20 protein-coding genes are annotated in these 18,307 nt (G+C 68.5%); 7 read left to right on the forward strand and 13 right to left on the reverse strand.

Translation table 11 applies throughout. The features are described from left to right. Positions 1 to 150: 150 nt before the first annotated feature. The 4 genes from HUW46_RS20780 to HUW46_RS20795 all read right to left on the reverse strand — a co-directional run bounded on the left by HUW46_RS20780 (position 151) and on the right by HUW46_RS20795 (position 4,072). Positions 151 to 741: a TIGR03086 family metal-binding protein gene (locus HUW46_RS20780; RefSeq protein ID WP_215548847.1), complete on the reverse strand. Its 591-nt coding sequence runs from the start codon at positions 739 to 741 to the stop codon at positions 151 to 153. A 361-nt stretch (positions 742 to 1,102) separates the two neighbouring features. Then, a complete protein-coding gene (locus HUW46_RS20785) occupies positions 1,103 to 1,864 on the reverse strand; it encodes a crotonase/enoyl-CoA hydratase family protein (protein WP_215548848.1) in 762 nt (253 codons plus the stop codon). Beyond that, positions 1,864 to 3,474: an acyl-CoA dehydrogenase family protein gene (locus tag HUW46_RS20790; protein ID WP_215548849.1), complete on the reverse strand. Its 1,611-nt coding sequence runs from the start codon at positions 3,472 to 3,474 to the stop codon at positions 1,864 to 1,866. Before HUW46_RS20790 ends, HUW46_RS20785 begins: the two co-directional genes overlap by 1 nt. After that, positions 3,461 to 4,072 (reverse strand): TetR/AcrR family transcriptional regulator, encoded by a 612-nt coding sequence (locus HUW46_RS20795; protein ID WP_215548850.1) that lies wholly within the window; start codon positions 4,070 to 4,072, stop codon positions 3,461 to 3,463. The genes HUW46_RS20790 and HUW46_RS20795 overlap by 14 nt, the downstream gene beginning before the upstream one ends. A gap of 57 nt (positions 4,073 to 4,129) precedes the next feature. Between HUW46_RS20795 and HUW46_RS20800 the strand changes: the two genes are divergently transcribed. Next, a complete protein-coding gene (locus tag HUW46_RS20800; protein ID WP_215548851.1) occupies positions 4,130 to 4,510 on the forward strand; it encodes a nitroreductase family deazaflavin-dependent oxidoreductase in 381 nt (126 codons plus the stop codon). On the opposite strand, the gene HUW46_RS20805 is transcribed toward HUW46_RS20800, so the two are convergent. The 4 genes from HUW46_RS20805 to HUW46_RS20820 form a co-directional block, all read right to left on the reverse strand. Next, positions 4,461 to 5,504: a cation diffusion facilitator family transporter gene (locus HUW46_RS20805; protein WP_215548852.1), complete on the reverse strand. Its 1,044-nt coding sequence runs from the start codon at positions 5,502 to 5,504 to the stop codon at positions 4,461 to 4,463. The genes HUW46_RS20800 and HUW46_RS20805 overlap by 50 nt on opposite strands. A gap of 37 nt (positions 5,505 to 5,541) precedes the next feature. Continuing rightward, complete coding sequence (locus tag HUW46_RS20810; RefSeq protein ID WP_215548853.1) at positions 5,542 to 6,384, reverse strand: RNA polymerase sigma factor; 843 nt, start codon at positions 6,382 to 6,384, stop codon at positions 5,542 to 5,544. Between the two features lie 131 nt (positions 6,385 to 6,515). Next, the gene (locus tag HUW46_RS20815) at positions 6,516 to 6,887 is read right to left on the reverse strand and encodes a DUF742 domain-containing protein (RefSeq protein WP_331477281.1); all 372 of its coding nucleotides are present in this window, start codon (positions 6,885 to 6,887) and stop codon (positions 6,516 to 6,518) included. Between the two features lie 102 nt (positions 6,888 to 6,989). After that, positions 6,990 to 9,269, reverse strand: coding sequence for a (Fe-S)-binding protein (locus HUW46_RS20820; protein WP_215548855.1), 2,280 nt, complete (start codon positions 9,267 to 9,269; stop codon positions 6,990 to 6,992). A gap of 147 nt (positions 9,270 to 9,416) precedes the next feature. Here HUW46_RS20820 and HUW46_RS20825 point away from each other — a divergent pair, with 147 nt between their 5' ends. Beyond that, positions 9,417 to 9,746: a DMT family transporter gene (locus HUW46_RS20825; protein ID WP_215548856.1), complete on the forward strand. Its 330-nt coding sequence runs from the start codon at positions 9,417 to 9,419 to the stop codon at positions 9,744 to 9,746. Next, positions 9,743 to 10,303 carry a TetR/AcrR family transcriptional regulator gene (locus HUW46_RS20830; protein ID WP_215548857.1) on the forward strand — a complete coding sequence of 187 codons (561 nt, stop codon included), beginning with the start codon at positions 9,743 to 9,745 and terminating at the stop codon, positions 10,301 to 10,303. The genes HUW46_RS20825 and HUW46_RS20830 overlap by 4 nt, the downstream gene beginning before the upstream one ends. A gap of 98 nt (positions 10,304 to 10,401) precedes the next feature. Here HUW46_RS20830 and HUW46_RS20835 read toward each other — a convergent pair whose 3' ends face one another. After that, entirely contained in the window at positions 10,402 to 11,508 is a 1,107-nt protein-coding gene (locus tag HUW46_RS20835; protein WP_215548858.1) for an FAD-dependent oxidoreductase, read from the reverse strand. 166 nt (positions 11,509 to 11,674) lie between these two features. On the opposite strand from HUW46_RS20835, the gene HUW46_RS20840 reads away from it, so the two are divergent. After that, positions 11,675 to 12,262 (forward strand): dihydrofolate reductase family protein, encoded by a 588-nt coding sequence (locus HUW46_RS20840; protein ID WP_215548859.1) that lies wholly within the window; start codon positions 11,675 to 11,677, stop codon positions 12,260 to 12,262. Here HUW46_RS20840 and HUW46_RS20845 read toward each other — a convergent pair. From HUW46_RS20845 to HUW46_RS20855, 3 genes are read right to left on the reverse strand one after another with little or no spacing between them, the layout of a single operon-like run. Then, positions 12,234 to 13,610, reverse strand: coding sequence for a purine-cytosine permease family protein (locus tag HUW46_RS20845; protein ID WP_215548860.1), 1,377 nt, complete (start codon positions 13,608 to 13,610; stop codon positions 12,234 to 12,236). The two genes, HUW46_RS20840 and HUW46_RS20845, sit on opposite strands and share 29 nt — an antisense overlap. Positions 13,611 to 13,665: 55 nt before the next feature. Continuing rightward, complete coding sequence (locus HUW46_RS20850) at positions 13,666 to 13,860, reverse strand: DUF397 domain-containing protein (RefSeq protein WP_215548861.1); 195 nt, start codon at positions 13,858 to 13,860, stop codon at positions 13,666 to 13,668. 1 nt (position 13,861) lies between these two features. Beyond that, positions 13,862 to 14,710, reverse strand: a complete 849-nt coding sequence (locus HUW46_RS20855) for a helix-turn-helix domain-containing protein (protein ID WP_215548862.1) — start codon at positions 14,708 to 14,710, stop codon at positions 13,862 to 13,864. 85 nt (positions 14,711 to 14,795) lie between these two features. Between HUW46_RS20855 and HUW46_RS20860 the strand changes: the two genes are divergently transcribed. Continuing rightward, positions 14,796 to 15,221: a GNAT family N-acetyltransferase gene (locus HUW46_RS20860; protein WP_215548863.1), complete on the forward strand. Its 426-nt coding sequence runs from the start codon at positions 14,796 to 14,798 to the stop codon at positions 15,219 to 15,221. Positions 15,222 to 15,403: 182 nt separating this feature from the next. Further along, positions 15,404 to 15,988, forward strand: a complete 585-nt coding sequence (locus HUW46_RS20865) for a DUF222 domain-containing protein (protein WP_256451438.1) — start codon at positions 15,404 to 15,406, stop codon at positions 15,986 to 15,988. A 225-nt stretch (positions 15,989 to 16,213) separates the two neighbouring features. On the opposite strand, the gene HUW46_RS20870 is transcribed toward HUW46_RS20865, so the two are convergent. Further along, on the reverse strand, positions 16,214 to 17,299 hold the full coding sequence (locus HUW46_RS20870; RefSeq protein WP_215548865.1) for a hypothetical protein: 1,086 nt from the start codon (positions 17,297 to 17,299) through the stop codon (positions 16,214 to 16,216). A gap of 83 nt (positions 17,300 to 17,382) precedes the next feature. On the opposite strand from HUW46_RS20870, the gene HUW46_RS20875 reads away from it, so the two are divergent. Beyond that, entirely contained in the window at positions 17,383 to 18,114 is a 732-nt protein-coding gene (locus HUW46_RS20875) for a hypothetical protein (protein WP_215548866.1), read from the forward strand. Positions 18,115 to 18,307 lie beyond the last annotated feature (193 nt).

An 18,307-nucleotide genomic window follows, 5' to 3' on the forward strand; every position in this document is an offset into this window, starting at 1 on the left:
ACCTGACGTGGTCCCTGGCTCCGGGATCGCCGACTCATGACCGCCAGGTCACCACGCTGGCGCTGTCCTCGCCAGGAACCACGTCAGAACCTCCGGCGGTGCGAGCTGACGGCCCACCTCAAGCGGCTCCGCCGCTTCTGAAAACACGCCCTAGCGCGTTTCGGGCTCGACCGAGCGCCCGAGGTGGGCCAGGAGCCGGGCGGTGGGCGTCGCGTTCTCGGGCACGGGCTGGGCGGGCCCGAACGCGCCCGGCCGCCGCAGCAGGTGGTCGGGTACCGATTCCACCAGTCCGCGGCAGAAGGCCAGTGCCTGCTCCGGAAGCTCGACGAGCCGCCCCTGCGAGCGGTGCACGTCCCAGCTGTGCAGGATCAGGTCCGCGACCGGGAAGGTGAGCGCCCGCCGCAGGGGGACCTCGCCTTCCGGCGAGGCCCGTGGTGCGTCTAGGTCAGCGCCGGGTAGGGCGTCGCTCAACCGCGCCGCCAGTTCGCGGAGCTGGGCGGCCGGGTCCTCGTACCGCCAGTCCGCCGGGTCGGAAGGGCCTGGCGCGATTTCGCCGTTCTCGATGTGCGTCACGATTTTCGTCGCGCTTCCAGTGGCGTGCGCGACCAGATCGCGCACGCTCCACTCCCCGAGGTTCGACGGCTCGTCCCAGCTTTCCGGCCGGATTTGGTCCACCGCGGCGAGGAACAGGCCCAGTGCCTCGGTGGCCATCGCGTCGATCGGTGCGGTCGTGTCGGTCATGACCGAACGATACGACCGATCCCCGACAGTTCCGTACACCCGGAAGGGCGCAGTGCCGACTCGATTCGCCAGTGCGAGCCCCGCCGCGGGTTTTCGCCATGCCGCGAAGGTGGCCTTCGGGGACTCTAGCGTCACTTTCTCGGCCCTCGCGGGCGCGCGGGCGGGGCTGCCCATGCCCCGAAGGTGGCCTTCGGGGCGCTAGACGACACGAATCCACCCCTCGCACACTCGACCGCTGCCCCGCGCATGCCCCGAAGGTGACCTTCGGGGCGCTCAAGTCCCCGAAAGCCACCTTCGGGGCACCAGGCGCGGTCACCCGACTTCTGAAGGAGCTTCCTCAAGCGCGCGGGCGACTGGGGGCTCAGGTGAAGGAGCCGTGTCGTCCGGCGCCGTCGGCGAAGCGCTTCGCCCCGGCGAGGGTGTCCGCCGACAGCGACGCCAGCCCGTGCTCGTACTCCACCAGCAGAGCGTCCTTTTCGGACAGTCCATTCTGGTCCAATACGGACAGCCGGTCCTCGCGAAGGCAGGTCTGCGGGAAGCCCGCGATTTCGGCGGCGAGGCGTTCCGCGGCGACGCGGGACTGGCCCGGTTCGCACACGCGGTTGACCAGTCCCATGCCGTGCGCTTCGGCGGCGTCGACGGGGCGGCCGGTGAGGATCAGGTCCATGGCCCTGCTCGACCCGATCAGCCGCGGCAGCCGCACCGTGCCGCCGTCGATGAGCGGGACGCCCCACCGCCGGCAGAACACGCCGAGCACGGCATCCGGTTCGGCGACGCGGAGATCGCACCACAGCGCCAGTTCCAGTCCGCCCGCGACGGCGTGCCCCGCGATCGCGGCGATCACCGGTTTGCCCAGCCGCATCCTGGTCGGGCCCATCGGGCCGTCACCGTCCTCATGAACAGCGTTGCCGCGTTCGGTGCCGATCGCCTTCAGGTCGGCGCCCGCGCAGAAGGCGCCGCCTTCGCCCCACAGCACGGCGACGGAGGCTTCCTCGTCGGCGTCGAACGCACGGAACGCGTCGGCGAGAAGAGCGGCGGTGGGACCATCGACGGCATTGCGCTTTTCGGGGTGGTCCAGGATCACGGTGGTCACCGGGCCCTGCCGTTCCACGCGGACACCCATCAGGAAACCCTTGCCCTGTCGATGATCGCCGCGGTGTCCACACCGGACGGGAGCGTGCCGAAGGCGACACCCCAGTCACCACCGAACCGCGACGCGCAGAACGCGTCGGCGACCGCGGGGGTGCCGAACCGCACCAGCAGCGAACCCTGCAGCACCATCGCCATGCTCTCCACAATCCGGCGCGCGCGGTACTCGATGTCCGCTAGGTCGGAAAGGTCCTTGCGCAGGCGCGCGTGCGCGTCGTCGAGGCGGGAGTCGGCGCCGGTCGCCAGTTCGACTTCGGTGAAGAAAGCGTCCACTGTGTCCGGTTGCTTCGCCATGGCGCGCAGCGCGTCCAGCGCGGCGACGTTGCCGGAACCCTCCCAAATGGACATCAGCGGCGCCTCGCGGTAGAGCCGCGGCATTCCCGACTCTTCCACGTATCCGTTGCCGCCCAAGCATTCCAGGGCCTCGGCCGCGTGCGACGGCGCGCGCTTGCACACCCAGTACTTCGTCACCGCGAGGCCGAGACGACGGAACGCCTGCTCCTCGGGACGTCCCGTGGCACCGGCGAGCCGCATGCCGACGGTCGTCGCGGCCTCCGATTCGACGACGAGATCGGCCAGCACGTTCGCCATCAACGGCTGCCGGTCGAGCGCCTTCCCGAAGGCGTGCCGGTGCGTCGCGTGGTGCACGGCCTGCACGGTCGCGGCGCGCATCCCGGCCGCGCTGCCGACCGCGCAGTCCAGTCGCGTGTTGTTGACCATCTCGATGATGGTCCGCACGCCGCGGCCTTCCTCACCGACGAGCCAGCCGACCGCGTTCTCGTACTCGATCTCCGACGACGCGTTCGACCGGTTGCCGAGCTTGTCCTTCAAGCGCTGCAAGCGAATCGGGTTGCGCGTGCCGTCGGGCAGCACGCGCGGGAGCAGGAAGCACGAGAGCCCGCCCGGTTCCTGCGCGAGCGTGAGGAACACATCGGACATCGGCGCGGAGGTGAACCACTTGTGGCCGACGATCCGGTACGTCCCGTCGCCGTCCGGCCGCGCGGTCGTGGTGTTCGCGCGCACGTCGGAGCCGCCCTGCTTCTCGGTCATCGACATGCCCGCGATGAGCCCGCGCTTGGTGCTCGGCTCGCGCAGCCCGTAGTCGTATTCCGGGGCGGCGAGCAGCGGTTCGTACTTCGCGGCCAGCTCGGAATTGTGCCGCAGCGCGGGAACCGCCGCGTAGGTCATCGAGATCGGGCAGGTGTGTCCCGCCTCGATTTGGCTCCACACATACATCTTCGCCGCGCGCGCGGCGTGCGCCGACGGCCGGTCGTCCCGCCACGGCGCGCCGTGCAGGCCGTGCGACACCGCGACCCGCATCAGGTCGTGCCAGTGCGGGTGGAACTCGACCTCGTCGATCCGGTTGCCGTACCGGTCGTGCGTGCGCAGCACCGGCTCGTTCTCGTTGACGATCCGGCCCCAGTCCTGCGCTTCCTGGCCACCGGCGAGCTTGCCCAGCTCGTGCAGCTCGGGTTCCGCCCAGCCGGCGCCTTCGCGGTTCAGCGCCTCCAGCAGCGCCGGGTCCGCGGCCACGTCGTGGCCGTGCAGCGGCGGGACCTGGTTGGTGACCTCATGCGTGGGCATCCGAACCTCCAAGCGGGGAAATCGCCCGTACGGCGAAGCGGCAGAGTTCTTCGATGGCGGCGGCGTCGCCCGAGGTGAGCGGGCCGATGAGCACCTCGGCGAAGGCGCCGACCAGCCCGGCCGCGGTGATCGCCGGGTCCTGCGGGGTCAGCTCGCCCGCGCGCACGCCGTCGGCGACGTGCTTGGCGACGATGTCCCGAAACGCCTGCCGGAACACCAGCCGCTCGGTTTCGATCGGCGCGTCGACGGGCTCGGCCAGCAGCGCGTACGCCAGCCGCGGTGCCTTCAGCGCGCGCCCTGCGAACGTGTCGACCACCGCGAGCACGCGTTCGCTCGCGGTGCCCGGCCGGTCCGCGGCGGCCGCGACGGCGTCGACCTCGCGGGTCACCACGCGCCGGAACAGCTCGACGACGAGGTCGGCTTTCCCGGGGAAGTGCTGGTAGACGCTGCCGGTGGCGATACCGGCCTTCGCCGCGACGGCCGCCATCGAACAGCCCGCGTACCCGGTTTCGGCGAGCAGTTCGACGGCCGCGTCGAGGATCGCGGCTCGCTGCTCGTCGAGCCGCTGCTGGACCTTCGGCGTCCGTCGGTAGGGCACGTCAAGGAGTGAAGCATTGATTCAGTGCTTCAGGCAAGGGGCGGTAAAATCATCCGGATGCGGCTGCCCCCGCGCCTCGCGCGCCTCAACTGGTACCTGCCCGAACCAGTGCAGCGCGTGTGGGCGGGACGAGCGCCGGGGCTCGGCCTGGTCCGGTACCGGGATCGGACGACCGGCGCCTACCTCAGCATCCCGGTCACCGCCTTCCGCATCCAGGACGGGTTCGTGATCCCGCTCCCCGACGGGTCCGACGTCGAGTGGGTGCGGAACTTCAAGAGGGCGGGCGGTGGCGGCATCCGGCACCAGGGCCGGTACTACGTGATCGGCACGCCCGAGGTGCTGCCCGCCGCCGAGCTGGAGGGTGACCTGTCCGAGGACGGGGAGAAGGTCATCCGCCTGCTTCAGGCGACTGAGGTGCTACGGGTACCGATCCGGTAGCCGGGTTCCACCGCTTCGCCACCTCGTCGCCGTAGCGCGCGAGCACGCGGGCGCGCAGATCGGGATCGTTGCGGGGCACCGGTTCGATGAAGACCTCGGTAACGTCGTTGAACGCGTCGATCAGCTCGTTGGCCAGCCGTACGCACACGTGCTCGACGTCGGCGGCGCCGAGCGCGTCGTCGAAGTCCACGCGCGTGCAGACGAGCACCTGGTCGGTGCCCATCAGCATGGTCTGCAGGTCGACGAGTGCCTCGATCTCGGGCGTCGCGACGATCGCCTCGCCGATCCCGCGCACCAGCCTCGGGTCGGCCTGCCTGCCGATCAGCAGGCCGCGGTTCGTGCGGCCGAGGAGGTAGGCGACCACGGCGAGCAGCAGCCCGATCGCGAGCGACGCCGCGCCGTCCCACACCGCGGAGCCGGTGAGCTGGTGCAGCCCGAGCCCCGCGAACGCGATCACCAGGCCGACGAGCGCGGCCGAATCCTCGAACAGCACGGTTTTCGGCGCCGGGTCGTCGATCAGGCGCAGGTACTCGCCGAGCGTCTGCTTCGCCGCGGCCGATTCCTTGCGCACCTGCCGCACGGCCTGCACCCACGACACCGATTCCATCGCGAACGCCAGCGCCAGCACGACGTAGCCGACCACCGGCGACGTCTGTTCCACCGGCTCGCCGAAGATCGTCGAAAAGCCTTCGTAGAAGGAAAACATCGCGCCTGAGGCGAAAATGGACACCGCGGCGAGCAGCGACCAGAAGTACCGTTCCTTGCCGTAGCCGAACGGGTGCACGCGGTCGGCGGGGCGGTCCGAGCGGCGCAGTGCGGTGAGCAGCAGGACCTCGGTGATCGTGTCGGCCACCGAATGCGCGGCCTCCGAGAGCATCGCGCCGGAGCCGGTGATCAGCCCCGCCACGAGCTTCATGATCGCGATCGCCAGGTTCACGCCACCGGCGAGCACCACGGTGAGCGTGCTTTCCCCGCCCTTTTCTTCCTCTGCCACCGGCCGATCGTAGTGCGCGCGGGCGCGGGTCGCCGGGTCACAGGAACCGCGGCATCGCGCCTTCCACCACCGCGGCGAGCCCGCCCGCGTCCGGTGCCGCGAACGCCGCGTCGCACGCGCCGTTGAGCCCCGCGAACGCCTCGGGGGTGCCGATGCCGATGGTCTTCGCGCCGATCTGCCGCGCCATCCACGCGGTCATCAACGCGATGTGCGCGCTGTTGCCGTCCGCCTTGCCGGTGACGATCGTGACGATTCCGGCGCCGTCGAGGAATTCGCGCACGTTGTCCGCTTCCCACTGCGCGCCCCCGGCCACGAACTCGACGTGCGGCAGGTTCGCCAGCCCGGACACGCGCAGCTCTTCGAGCGCCCGCAGCCCGTCGGTCCCGATCCCGGCGATCACGACCCGCTCGGGCAGCCGCTGCGCGCGCTCCTGGAGCTTGCGGATGCTCTCCAGCCGCTCCAGCTCGGCCGCCACCACGTCGGCGGGGAGGTCGAGCGTGCCCGCGATCTCGTTGGCGGTCAGGTCCTCGAGGAAGTGCAGCGCGCCGACGGTCCTGGTCACCGGCGGCAGATCGCGCAGGGTCGCGCGGAGCAGGCGCTGCGCGGAGGTGCGGTGCAGGACGCCGAGCTGTCCAGGGTCCAGCGTTTCCACGTCGTCGCGGCGCCTCGACCGGCCGTACCGGTTTTCGCGGCGGTACGCGTCGGCGACCGCGCGGACGGCGAGCCCCGTCGCGGACCGGTAGTTCGCGGGGAGCGAGCGCTCGCGGCGTTCGTCCCAGAGGCGGCGGAGCGCTTCGTACGCTTCGTCCGTGGCGGCGGCCGCCAGCTCCTCGTCGCCGCCGGCGGCGACCCTGGCCGTGGCCAGCGTGCGGGGCGCCATCGCATGCACGAAACCCACGAAGTCTGGGGGATCCGTATTTTCGCGCACTGTAATGATGGTGCGCGATAAGTCGGCCCCAAGCCCAAGAGAGTGCTAAATATTACTCCATCCGGGTTAGAGCAAGAGCACGTCTACAGCCGTTGCAGCCCGTCGAGGACGCGTTCCATCAACGCCAGCGAGGGGCGTCCTTCCGGGGTGGTTTCGCCGCCTTGGAGGCGGACGAGCCGCAGGTCGGCGAGGTCGCTGACGACGACGCGGGTGACTCCGAGCGGGATGCCGAGGCAGGCCGAGATCTCGGCGACCGACACCGGCGTCCCGCAGATCTCGTGCACGCGCCAGTAGGCCGGTCTCGTCGGGACGCGGTTCATGCCCTCCTCGTGCGCCACCGTGACGAGCGTTTCCAGGGCGAGCCGGCGCGTGCACCGGGTGCGGCCGCTGGTGAGCACGTACGGCCGGGTCCTCGGGCGTATCGGGTTCGTTGATCGCATTCCGTCACGGGCCATGTGCGGGGAATCCTCAACGACGCGCACCGCGTTACGGGTTGAATCAAAAAGACGCTTCCCTGCACGAAAAATTTGTGCAGGGAAGCGTCTTTTTGGGTGGAGTTATTTATCTTCCTCGGAAAGTGCCGTTCCGGTGGCCACCTTTTCGGTCGATTCGTCGGCCTTGCCGTCGGCCTCCGCGTCGGCGCCTGTTTCCGGGGCGGGCTTGCGTTTCACCGCGGTGAGGAGGAGCTGTGCGACGTCCACGATCTCCACCGATTCCGCGGCCTTGCCGTCGTTCTGGCGCGCGGTCAGCCCGTCGTTCAACATCACGCGGCAGAACGGGCAGCCGGTCGCGATCTTCGACGGCGCGGTGCCGAGCGCTTCGTCAACACGCTCCACATTGATCCGCTTTCCGATCTTTTCTTCCATCCACATGCGCGCGCCACCGGCACCGCAGCACATCGACTTGTCGCCGTGCCGCGGCATTTCCCGCAACTGCGCGCCCGCGGCGCCGACCAGTTCGCGCGGCGCGTCGTAGACCTTGTTGTGGCGGCCCAGGTAGCACGGGTCGTGGTAGGTGACGTCCTCGGCGACCGGGGCCACCGGGGTGAGCCGCTTCTCGCGCACCAGGCGGTTGAGCAGCTGCGTGTGGTGCACGACGTCGAACTGGCCGCCGAGCTCCGGGTACTCGTTGGCGAGCGAGTTGAAGCAGTGCGCGCAGGTGACGACGATCTTGCGCTGCAAGGGATCGCGGCCTTCGAACACCGAGTTCAGCACCTCGACGTTCTGCTGCGCGAGCATCTGGAACAGGAATTCGTTGCCCGCGCGGCGCGCCGGGTCACCGGTGCAGGTCTCCTCCGGCCCGAGCACCCGGTAGTCGACGCCCGCGATGTGCAGCAGTTCGGCGACGGCCCGCGTGGTCTTCTTCGCGCGGTCCTCGAAGGCGCCGGCGCAGCCGACCCAGAACAGGTACTCGGCCTCGCCGAGGTCACCGTCGAACACGGGTACTTCGAAGTCGAGATCTTCGGCCCAGGCCATCCGGTCCTTGGCGTTCTGGCCCCACGGGTTGCCCTTGTTCTCCAGGTTCTTGAACATCCCGTTCAGCTCGGACGGGAAGTTCGACTCGATCATCACCTGGTAGCGGCGCATGTCGATGATGTGGTCGACGTGCTCGATGTCGACGGGGCACTGCTCGACGCAGGCGCCGCAGCTCGTGCACGACCACAGGACCTCGGGGTCGATGACGCCGAGGTCCTCGGCGCCGCCGATGAGCGGGCGCTCGGCCTCGGCGAGCGCGAGCACGTCGATCCCGGCGTGCCGTTCCTCTTCGGTCTCTCCCTTGAGGCCGATTTCGTCCCCGGCCATGTCCTTCTTGCCGCCCGCGAGCAGGTACGGCGCCTTCGCGTAGGCGTGGTCGCGAAGCTGCGTGATGACGAGCTTCGGCGAGAGCGGTTTCCCGGTGTTCCACGCGGGGCACTGCTCCTGGCAGCGGCCGCATTCGGTGCAGGTGCTGAAGTCGAGCCAGCCCTTCCAGCTGAAGTCCTCGATCTTCCCGGCGCCGAACACGTCCTTCTCGGGGTCGGCCTCTTCGAAGTCGAGCGGCTTGCCCTCGCTCATCATCGGCTTGACCGCGCCGAGCGCCACGCCGCCGTCGGCCTCGCGCTTGAAGTAGATGTTGAAGAACGCGCTGAACCGGTGCCACGCGATGCCCATGGTCATCGTCCTGGCGACCACGATCAGCCACACGGTGGCGCTCATCAGCTTGATGAACGCGAACACGGACACCAGGTTCGGGCTGGCGGGCAGCAGTTCGCCGATGGGGTTCGAGACGAACGCGGCCCAGGTGGGCGTCTCGTGGGCGTGCAGCGCGGCCTTCGCGGCGCGGACCCCGATGATGCCGATGCCCTCGACCAGCACGACGGCTTCGATGAAGTAGGCCCACTTGAAGTTCGAGCCCTGGAACCGGCTCTGGCGGTCGGCGCGGCGCGGGTGGTTGCGCTGGCGGATCGCCATCAGTACCAGGATGCCGACGATGGTGCCGACCCCGAGCAGCTCCATGAGCAGGCTGAACAGCGACCAGTCGTCGAGGATCGGCCAGCCCCACTCCGGCACGAAGACCTCGCCGTAGGCCTCGAACAGGGCGAGCGAGCCGATCAGGAAGCCCCACATCACGAGCCAGTGCGCGGGGCCGACCGTGCGCTTCCGGTTCATCCGGGTGTGCGCGGCGAACTCCTTGACGAGCGTGCCGAGTCTCGACATGAACGGGCCGTTGCGGGTCCCGTCCGGCTGGCCGAGGCGGATGATGCGCACGAAGCGCGCGATCGTCGCCGCGAACATGCCCCAGGCGACGATGCCGAGCAGGACCGAGAGCCCGCCTAGCGTCAGCTGTACAGCGCCCATGATCGGGTGCCTTTCGTCCGGATGTGGTGGGTAGCGCGGAGCTTAACTCTTCTTACTGATGAGTAACCGATCAGCGGACCCTAAGTCCCCCTGATGTGGCACAGGACTCTCTTTATACTGGGACGATCGTTCCGGTAGTTTGGTGGCATGCTCGCTTACCTGCTGTTGGCGGTGGCCGTGGTGGCCGAGGTCACCGCGACGATCTCACTGAAGCTCTCCGAGGGCTTCTCGAAACTGGTCCCGTCGGTGCTCGTCGTGGTCGGCTACGGGGTCGCGTTCTTCATGCTCGCGCAGGTGCTGAAACTCGGCCTGCCGATCGGCGTGGCGTACGGGATCTGGGCCGCCGCCGGGGTGGCGCTTGTCGCGATCGTCGGCGCGGTGTTCCTGCACGAACGGCTCACGCCGATGATGATCGGCGGCATGGTGCTCGTGATGGCGGGCGTGCTGCTGATTGAACTCGGCGGGGCGCACGGGTGAAGCCGCAGCCGGACGGGCGGAAGGCGCGCGGCGAGAAGCGGCGCGCGGAGATCATCGACGCGACCCTGCGCGTGATCGAACGCGAAGGCGTCGCGGGCGTGACGCACCGGACGGTCGCCGTCGAGGCGGGGGTGCCGACCACGTCGACCACCTACCACTTTTCCTCGTTGGACGATCTCCTGATCGCGACGCTGATCTCGTGCGCGCGGGACATGGCGACCGAGGTCTACTGGATGATCGACCGCGCGCGCTCGCGCGGCAGCCGGGGCGCCGAAGAAGTCGCTGGGCTGCTCGCGGAAGCGCTGGGCCCGCGGCGCGGGCGGACGATGGCGGAGTACGAGCTGTACCTGCTCGCCGCGCGCCGCCCGGAACTGCGGCCCGCCGCACGGCGCTGGCTGGACGTGCTGACGTCGATGGTGCGCCACGACGACGAGGTCGCGTTCCGGGTCTTCCTCGCCGGTATCGACGGCCTGCTCATCCAGGGCCTGATCGACGACGAACCGCCGTCGGCCGAAGAACTCCGCCCCGTCGTGGACTACCTCCTCAAACCCCGCTGAACTATGCTTTTCCTTATAGGGGGCGCTTTTCGTCCCCGAAGGCGGCCTTCGGGGCGCTAGACGCCGCGAATCCACCCTTCGCGCGCCCCGGCCCCCGGTCACTGTTGGAGGCGGGCCAGGTCTTCGGTGTCGTGTCGTTCGAGCAGGCCCTTGGCGCCGTTTTCCAACGCGCGCGCCGTTTCCGTCGAGCGCGGCAGCATGGTCGCCTCGTAAGCGCGCACGGCGTCGTCGATCGTCGCGGAACCGGCCAGCGCGAGGGCGAGTTCGCAGGCGTCGAGCATCGCCAGGTTCGCGCCGACGCCGAGCGGCGGCATGAGGTGGGCGGCGTCGCCGAGCAGCGTGACGGTCGGCGAATGCGCCCAGATGTGCGGCACCGGTAGCGCGAACAGCGGCCGGTCGACGTACGGCCCGTCGTTGTCGGTGATCATCCGGAGCATCGACGGCGCCCAGCCGGCGAAGATGTCGAGCAGCCGCGCGCGGATCGCGGCGGTGTCGCTCACGCCGGTCAACCAGTCGACGGGCCGCTGCTGGATCGCGTAGACCCGGATGTGGCCGCCGCTGTTGCGCTGGGCGAACAGGGCGCGCTCGCCGTCGGCCGCGACCGCGCTCCCCTGGCCGACGAGCGCGGAGAGTTCGGGATGCGCGTTCTCCACGTCGTGGAACCACGCTTCCAGGAAGCCGACCCCGGTGTACTGCGGCACGGCGGCCGACACGGCAGGGCGGACCCTGGAGGAGGCGCCGTCGGCCCCGACGACGAGGTCCGTCTCGACGGTCGTGCCGTCGGTGAACCGAAGCCGCCGCGGCCCGTCGTCCGGCCCGCCGACTTCTTCGAGCGCGCGACCCCATCGCACGGTCCCCGGCTCCAGCGAGCCGAGCAGCAGTTCGCGGAGCTGGCCCCGGTCGATCTCCGGTCTGAAGAGTTCGTCCTTGGCGGGTTCGTGATGGCTCAGGAGGCGGCCGGTCTCCGGCTCCAGCGCCCGCATCTCCTGCCCCTCCGGCCGGGCCTGCCTGAAGAACTCGTCGAGCAGGCCCGCTTCGCGCAGGGCGATTTGCCCGTCGTCGGCGTGCAGGTCGAGGGTGCCGCCCTGGTCGCGGGCGGCCGAGTGCGCGTCGCGGTCGTAGACCGTCACTCCGATGCCGTGCTTCTGCAGGATGCGGGCGCAGGTGAGGCCGCCGGGGCCCGCGCCGATGATGCTGATTCGCATAGCTGCTCCTCTCGTCCACCGAGATAAAAGCAGAGTGACTGTGAAAGTGCAATCACTTCACTAATGTAGTGTGACCAACTTCCCGATCGGTGTCGATCCGGTCGATCCCCGCTCGTGTAAGTGGCGAGCGGCGGGCACCGGGCCCGCGGAGTGGAAGGAACACGCGATGCGTTCGATCACGGTCACGATGAGCGTCACCCTCGACGGCGTCGTCCAGGGCCTCGGCCGCGCCGACGAGGACCCCCGCGGCGGTTTCGACCACGGCGGCTGGGGCCAGCGGTACACCGACGAGATCATGGGCGCCGAGATGGCCAAGGGCATGGTCGAGCCGGGCGACCTGCTGCTCGGCCGCCGCACCTGGGAAGACTTCACCACGGCGTGGGCCCGTGCGACGGACGGCAACCCGTTCACCTCGCACCTGAACGCGGCCACCAAGTACGTCGTATCCAAGACCTTGTCCGATGTGGACTCATGGCAGAACTCGGTGCTGTTGAGCGGAAACGCGGTCGACACGGTCGCCGAGCTGAAAGCGCGGCCTGGCAGGGCGCTGTCGATCATCGGCAGCGCGTCGCTCGTCCACGCGCTGCACGCCGCCGGGCTGATCGACCGCTACCGGCTGCTGATCCACCCTCTCGCTTTGGGCACCGGCACGCGCCTGTTCGAAGGCCGCGCGCCGCTGACGGAGTTCGAACTGACCAGCAGCGTCACGACCGGCAAGGGCGTGATCATCGCGCAGTACGAGCGCGTCGCATGAGGACGGTGTAGAGCGCGCCGGGGACGAGCAGGCCCAGCAGCCACGAGATGTCGGCGCCGCCGAGGATCGGGGCCATCGGGCCGACGAAGATGCCTTCGACGTTGGCGAACGGGATCTGGATCGCGATGCCGAGGACGTACGCGATCAGCGCGCGACCCGACCACCTGCCGTAGCGGCCGTTCGGGTCGTATACCGCGTCGAGATCGTAGGTTTCCTTGCGCACCAGGTAGAAGTCGACCAGGTTGATCGAACTCCACGGGGTCAGGAAGTACAGCAGGAAGTCGAGGAAGAGCACGAAGTTCGAGAGGAATTCGCCGCGCCCGAGTATCGCGATCACGCCGCCGAGCACACCGACGGCGGCGATGTAGGTGACGCGGGCGGTCTGCGAAAGCGCGGCACGGCGGCTGAACGCGGTGAGCGCGGTCGCGACGGTCATGTACCCGCCGTAGATGTTGAGCACGTTCACCGTGAACTTCCCGATCGTGACCGCGAACAGCAGCGGGATCAGCAGCGCCTCACCGCCGAGCCCCACGACGTAGGCGACTTCGTGGCCCTTGAACGCCTTTCCCGCGATCGCGTAGGCCAGCGCGCCGAACGACATCGCCCACACCGCGCCGAGCACGGTGCCGCCGTAGGTCCACCAGAACGTGGAGCGCACCGAGGTGGCGGACGGGAGGTAGCGCGAAGTGTCCGCGACGTACGGGCCGAAGGTCAGTTGCCACGACGCGGTGAGCGACAGCGCGAGGAGGAATTTCGGGAAGTCCAGGTGCGGCTCGGCGAGCACGGCGCCGAGGTCGTGCCCGCTGACGAGCCGGATCGTCAGGTAGACGAAGACGATCACGGAAAGCGCGGAAGCGACCCAGCCGAAACGGTGGATCAGCTTGTACCCGACGATCGCGATGAGCGCGGAAGCCAGTGCGTACACGGCGATCGCGGCGTCGGCGGGCAGGTGCGTGATCTGGGCGACCGCCTGGCCGCCGAGCACGTTGCCGCTCGCGAAGTACCCGAGGTACATCACCACGACGAGCACCAGCGGCAGCACCGCGCCGTACACCCCGAACTGCGCCCGCGACTGGATCATCTGCGGGATCCCGAGCTTCGGTCCCTGCGCGGCGTGCAGTGCCATCGGGATGCCGCCGAGCGCGTTGCCGAGGACGACGGCCACGATCGCCCACAGCGGGTGCACCCCGACCAGCACGGTCAGCGCCCCGGTGACCGCGGAGGTGATCTGCATGTTCGCCGCGAACCAGAGCGTGAACAGGCTGCGGGGATGGCCGTGCCGCTCGGACTCGGGGACCGGGTCGATCGACCGCCGTTCGAGCTTGGTCGTCACCGTCGCGGCTGCCATCTGACCTCCTGTGATCGTGCTTGGAGGCATTGGACGGCAGTGGACCTCGGATGGCCTAGTGGGTGTGGCGGGTTTCCGTCTGGGATCCGAGACGGTGGGTGAGGGCGGCCCACGATCGGGTGGAGGTTCGGAGGGTGCCGGAGGTTCGGGCTTTGGTGTCGCGGATCTGTACCAGTGCTGGCGCCAGCGCGATCTCGACACAGTTGACATTTTCGTTGCTGTAACTGGACTTTCGCCAAAATATGGGCATGTCAGGTCTCCAGTTCGGCGATCACCTCCCGGATAAGTGAGTGGATATCCCGCTCGCTCAGTGCCAGGCTTGCGATGGACTTCGCGGCCTTTCGGTAGTCGGCCACCTGGTCTTCATCGTAGATGTATGCGGCACCGCGGTAGTGCTCGTAGTGAACGATCGGGCGGAGGGTGTCGAAGTCGAGCAAGGTGAAGGCGCCACCGAGGCCCGGGTGGAAGTCGGTGCCATTCGGCACGACCCGGATATCCACGTTCGCGCGCTCGGTTGTGGTCAGGAGATGCTCAAGCTGATCGATCATCGCCGTGGGGCCACCCACTCGTTGCCGTAGCGCCGCCTCACCGATCAGTGCTTGAAACCGGCTCAGTGACCCGAGAACCTCCCGTCGGGCCATTCGGACCAGCAGGCGCTTGTCGACCTCTTCGCGGTTGCGCCGATCGGAAGCGATGGCAGCGCGGGCGTAGTCTCCGGACTGCAGCAGACCAGGAATCAGCAGCGGATGCCAAACGGTGATTTCGGTAGCGGTCCGCTCGTACTCGATGTACGAGGTGAGGTCTTGCGGTGCGTTGGGCATCACCTTCTCGAGCCAGTTCGGCTCGTGCGCGTGCTCCGCCAGTTCGAGGATCCGGTCCCGCTCATCCCCGATGATGCTGAGGCAGCCGAGGATGGCGGCCACTTCCTTCACCTTGGGTAGTCGGGTTCCCTTCTCCCACAGGGAAAGCATCGCGTGGCTGATGCCTTCGATCCGGCTGAGTTCGCGCAGGCCGATGTCCCGCGACTCCCGGGCCGCTCGCAGGGCGGCGCCGAGTGCGCGGGCGCGGGGGGGATGCGATGGGTGTCGCCATGACCTCATTCTGTCACTGGGGTCCGACAGTTTTCGGGGCTGGTCCGCGGAAACTGGTACAGATTCGCGCCACTCATCGGCTAGTTTCGCGGACATGATCACGATCAAGGGCGACTACGAACTCGACGACGACCGCACCAGGGTGGACACCGACGTGGTGTGGGACTTCATGGCCACCGAGGCGTACTGGGCCCGCTGGCGGGAGCGCTCCGATGTGGAGGCGCAGTTGGCGGCGGCGTGGCGGATCGTCGGGGTGTACGAAAAATCTTCCGGGCGCATGGTCGGTTATGCGCGGGCGATCTCCGATGGGGTCAGTCTTGCGTATCTCGCTGACGTTTTCGTGCTCGGTTCGGCTCGTGGGAATGGGCTCGGGAAGGCGCTCGTGCACGAGATGATCGAGAACGGATCTGGGGCGAAAATGCGGTGGATGTTGCACACGAGTGATGCGCATGGGTTGTATGCGCAGTTCGGGTTCGGTGCGCCGGATTCCACGTATTTGGAGCGGCCGTCTCAGCGGTGACGTGTTTGGTGGGCACGGTGTAGGTCTACGGCGCGCCTGCGGCGCGCCGACGCATTGTCGGTCCCGTTCGCTTTTTGGGCTCTGTTTCGCTGTGGGCGCGTTGTGGCAGGTTGTGATCTGCGGAGCATTGGAAGAGGTGGTTACGGTATGGGCAGGCGATGCTGCTTCGGCAAATCGCGTCCATGAATCAGGAGTGGTCGCGAAGATCGGTGCTGGCGTGGGTGGCGTTGTCGTGCAACTGCACCCAGGCGGGGGCGGAGCGGAAGACGGCGCTCGCTGACGCGTTGACCTCATACCTGCCCCGCACCCTGGAAGCGCTGGAGAACGGGGTCATTGATGAGGGGATGGCGGCGAAGGTGTTCGAGGCCACCGCGTGCGCTTCCCAGGAGGTCGCGCGGGAAGTGGATGCGCGGCTGAAGTTCGAGAACAAGAACTCGGCTTCACTGCGGAGGATGGTCAACACACTGCTGATGCGAGTCGACCCGGAAGGATATGAGGCGCGGCGGCAGGCCAAGACCGCGGCGCGGATGTTGGAGATCCGGCACGGGGATCACGGATCTTCGACTCTGTTCGCCGAACTACCCTCCGACCGCGCCCAGGCGATCTACGCCGCCTGTGATCGGGATGCGCTGGAAAGAAGCGCCAAGGCGATGAGCGCACCATGGATCAACTTCGAGTGGATGCGTTGGTGGAGCGATGCCTGGGTGGCGAGTGCGGTGGTAAACCGAAGGCGCAGATCTTCGTCTACATCGATCTGCCGACCCTGATGGGGATGCGGAACAACCCGGGCGAGCTCGCCGGATGCGGGGAAATCTCGCCGGAGATGGGCGGCGGTACCGACAAAATCAACATCCGCCCGTTCTGCCGTATCCATGACGGCCTCCGCGACGAACCCGGCTGGGATTCCACACCGACGCCAACGGAAACACCACGGTCATCGCGCCCGACGGCCGCACCTACACCGACGACCCCACCGGCTTCACCTGACCGTCCTAACGGGACCCTTCGACCAGGGGGCGGAGCGGGTCCCGGAAACCCGCGATGTCGATGCCGCGGAGAAGCCTGGGCGTGATGTCCTTGTAGTAGGTCACCGCGGTCGGGCAGCTCTGCTTGTCGCCCTGCGTGCCGCGCAGCGTCAGATCGGCGAGCTGGTTGCCGGTGCGCGCTTCCCGCACGGTGACCCGGTAAGTGGACTCGACCAGATCGAAAGTGAGTGGGCCTTCGTCGAACCGGCAGGTGACCTTCTTACTGCCGCCGGGCGCCTCTTCGGCGTGCACGCAGGCGATCAGCTGCACCTTGGTCGTGTCGACGTCCGAACTCCCGGCGCGGCGCGGCTCCCAGCCTGGCAGCAGCGGGTAACCGGCCTGCTTCGGGCCCGAAGTGCCGGTCGAACCGATGGCCCTGTCCAGATCGACCAGCGTGATCGGGTGCGGGCCGGTGCCGGTGAACGGGGGCGCGTCCCGGTTGTACACGTAGTTGCGCGGCGAGGAACACACTTCGTTACCACCCGCGGTCATCGGGCCGGATTCCCCGCGCAACGGCTTGAGACCGCCAGGAGGCGGGCCGCCAGGACGGTCCGACGGCCAGGAGCACGGGCCGGTCACCGTCAGGGTGAGCGGGGGCTGGCCGTTCGGCACGGCCAGGTGGAGGCGGGTGCCGTCGGGGTGCACGAGAGTGCGGTCGATATCGGGCGGGACCTTGCTGCTGACGTCGACGTCCTGCTCAAAATCGTTGCGCAGCAACCAGTTCACCAGATCCTGCAACTGCTTCTTCGGTGGCACCGCACTGTTCACGGTGGACTCCGCGCGCGGCACCACACCCCACGACGGGCCGCCGGGGCAGCCGACCGCCGTGGTCGCGATCGGCGGCGTGACGCGGGCTTCCGGCTCGAACACCGCGTGGCCGAAACGGCGGAGGTGCTCGGCGAGCCGCTGCCCGGCCTCGGCCGCGTTCACTTTCGGCGACGGCTCGGGCGGCCGGGGTTCCCGCGGTGGAGAGGCCGGGTCGCCGCACGCGGTCAAGACCACCAGGCACGACAACGCCGTCAGCGTGAGACGAACAGCACCGAGTCGGGTCACGCCCGGTGTTTAACAGCGACGTTCGGGGACCGGTCCCCGAACGAGAGCTTGTGGTGCATCGGGGCACCGTCGAGCCTGGACACATGGGAAAAGCGAGCGCGGTCGCCGACCTGCTGGCGGCGCTCGATCCGCAAGCCGGTGATGACGTGCTCGGAATCGGCGCCGGGATCGCGGAAGCGGTGCCTGCCGGGATCACGGTCGTGACCGGCGATGGTGCCGTCGCGGGCGCGCTCTACGACAGGGTGATTTCCACCGCGCGGGCGCGGGAATTCGTGCCGTGGTCGTGGCTGTACCGGCTGCGGCTCGGTGGCAGGCTGGTTACGCCGTGGGGAACGGGCTACACCGGCGGGGCACTGCTCACTGTGGACTTCACCGATCCCACTGTCGCATGTGGACGGTTTTCCGGAAGCTTCGCGGCCCGGCGGCGGCGTGCGCGGATCGGCTGGGTGCCAGGAAAAACGGCGGATGTGCGGGCCACACACTGCCGGGAGGCCGACCTCGACCGCATGCTGAACCCGGCGAAGGGCCAGTTCGCGATCGGGGTGAGACTGCCCAGCGCCTCGCTCGTCGTCGGAGACGAGAACCACGTCGTCGAACTCGGTGATCGCACCACGGGTTCCTACGCCAGCCTCGAAGCCGACTGGACGGTCCGCCAGTGCGGGCCGCGCCGGCTCTGGGACGAGGTCGAAGCCGCCTACGGCTGGTGGCACGAACACGGCGAACCGGGCGCCGACCGGTTCGGCGTCACCATCACCGCGGGCACCCAGACAGTGTGGCTCGACGAACCCGGATCCGTTGTGCGCACGCTTCTGTAGGCCTCGGTTCACCAAGCGACAGGAAGCCTCTCGACGCTGTTCGCAGAGGGAAGGGACCGGGCTTCTCCCGGACCACACGCCCTAGACTCAATAAACTTACCTGGTAAGCTTATCGAGTAAAGGTGGATCGTGTCAGGCCAGACCGGGAAGACCGGGACGGGTGCCGCTCGACCGTCTTCCTGGTACGAGAGAG

It is taken from the genome of Amycolatopsis sp. CA-230715 (assembly GCF_018736145.1).
Taxonomy (GTDB): Bacteria; Actinomycetota; Actinomycetes; order Mycobacteriales; family Pseudonocardiaceae; genus Amycolatopsis.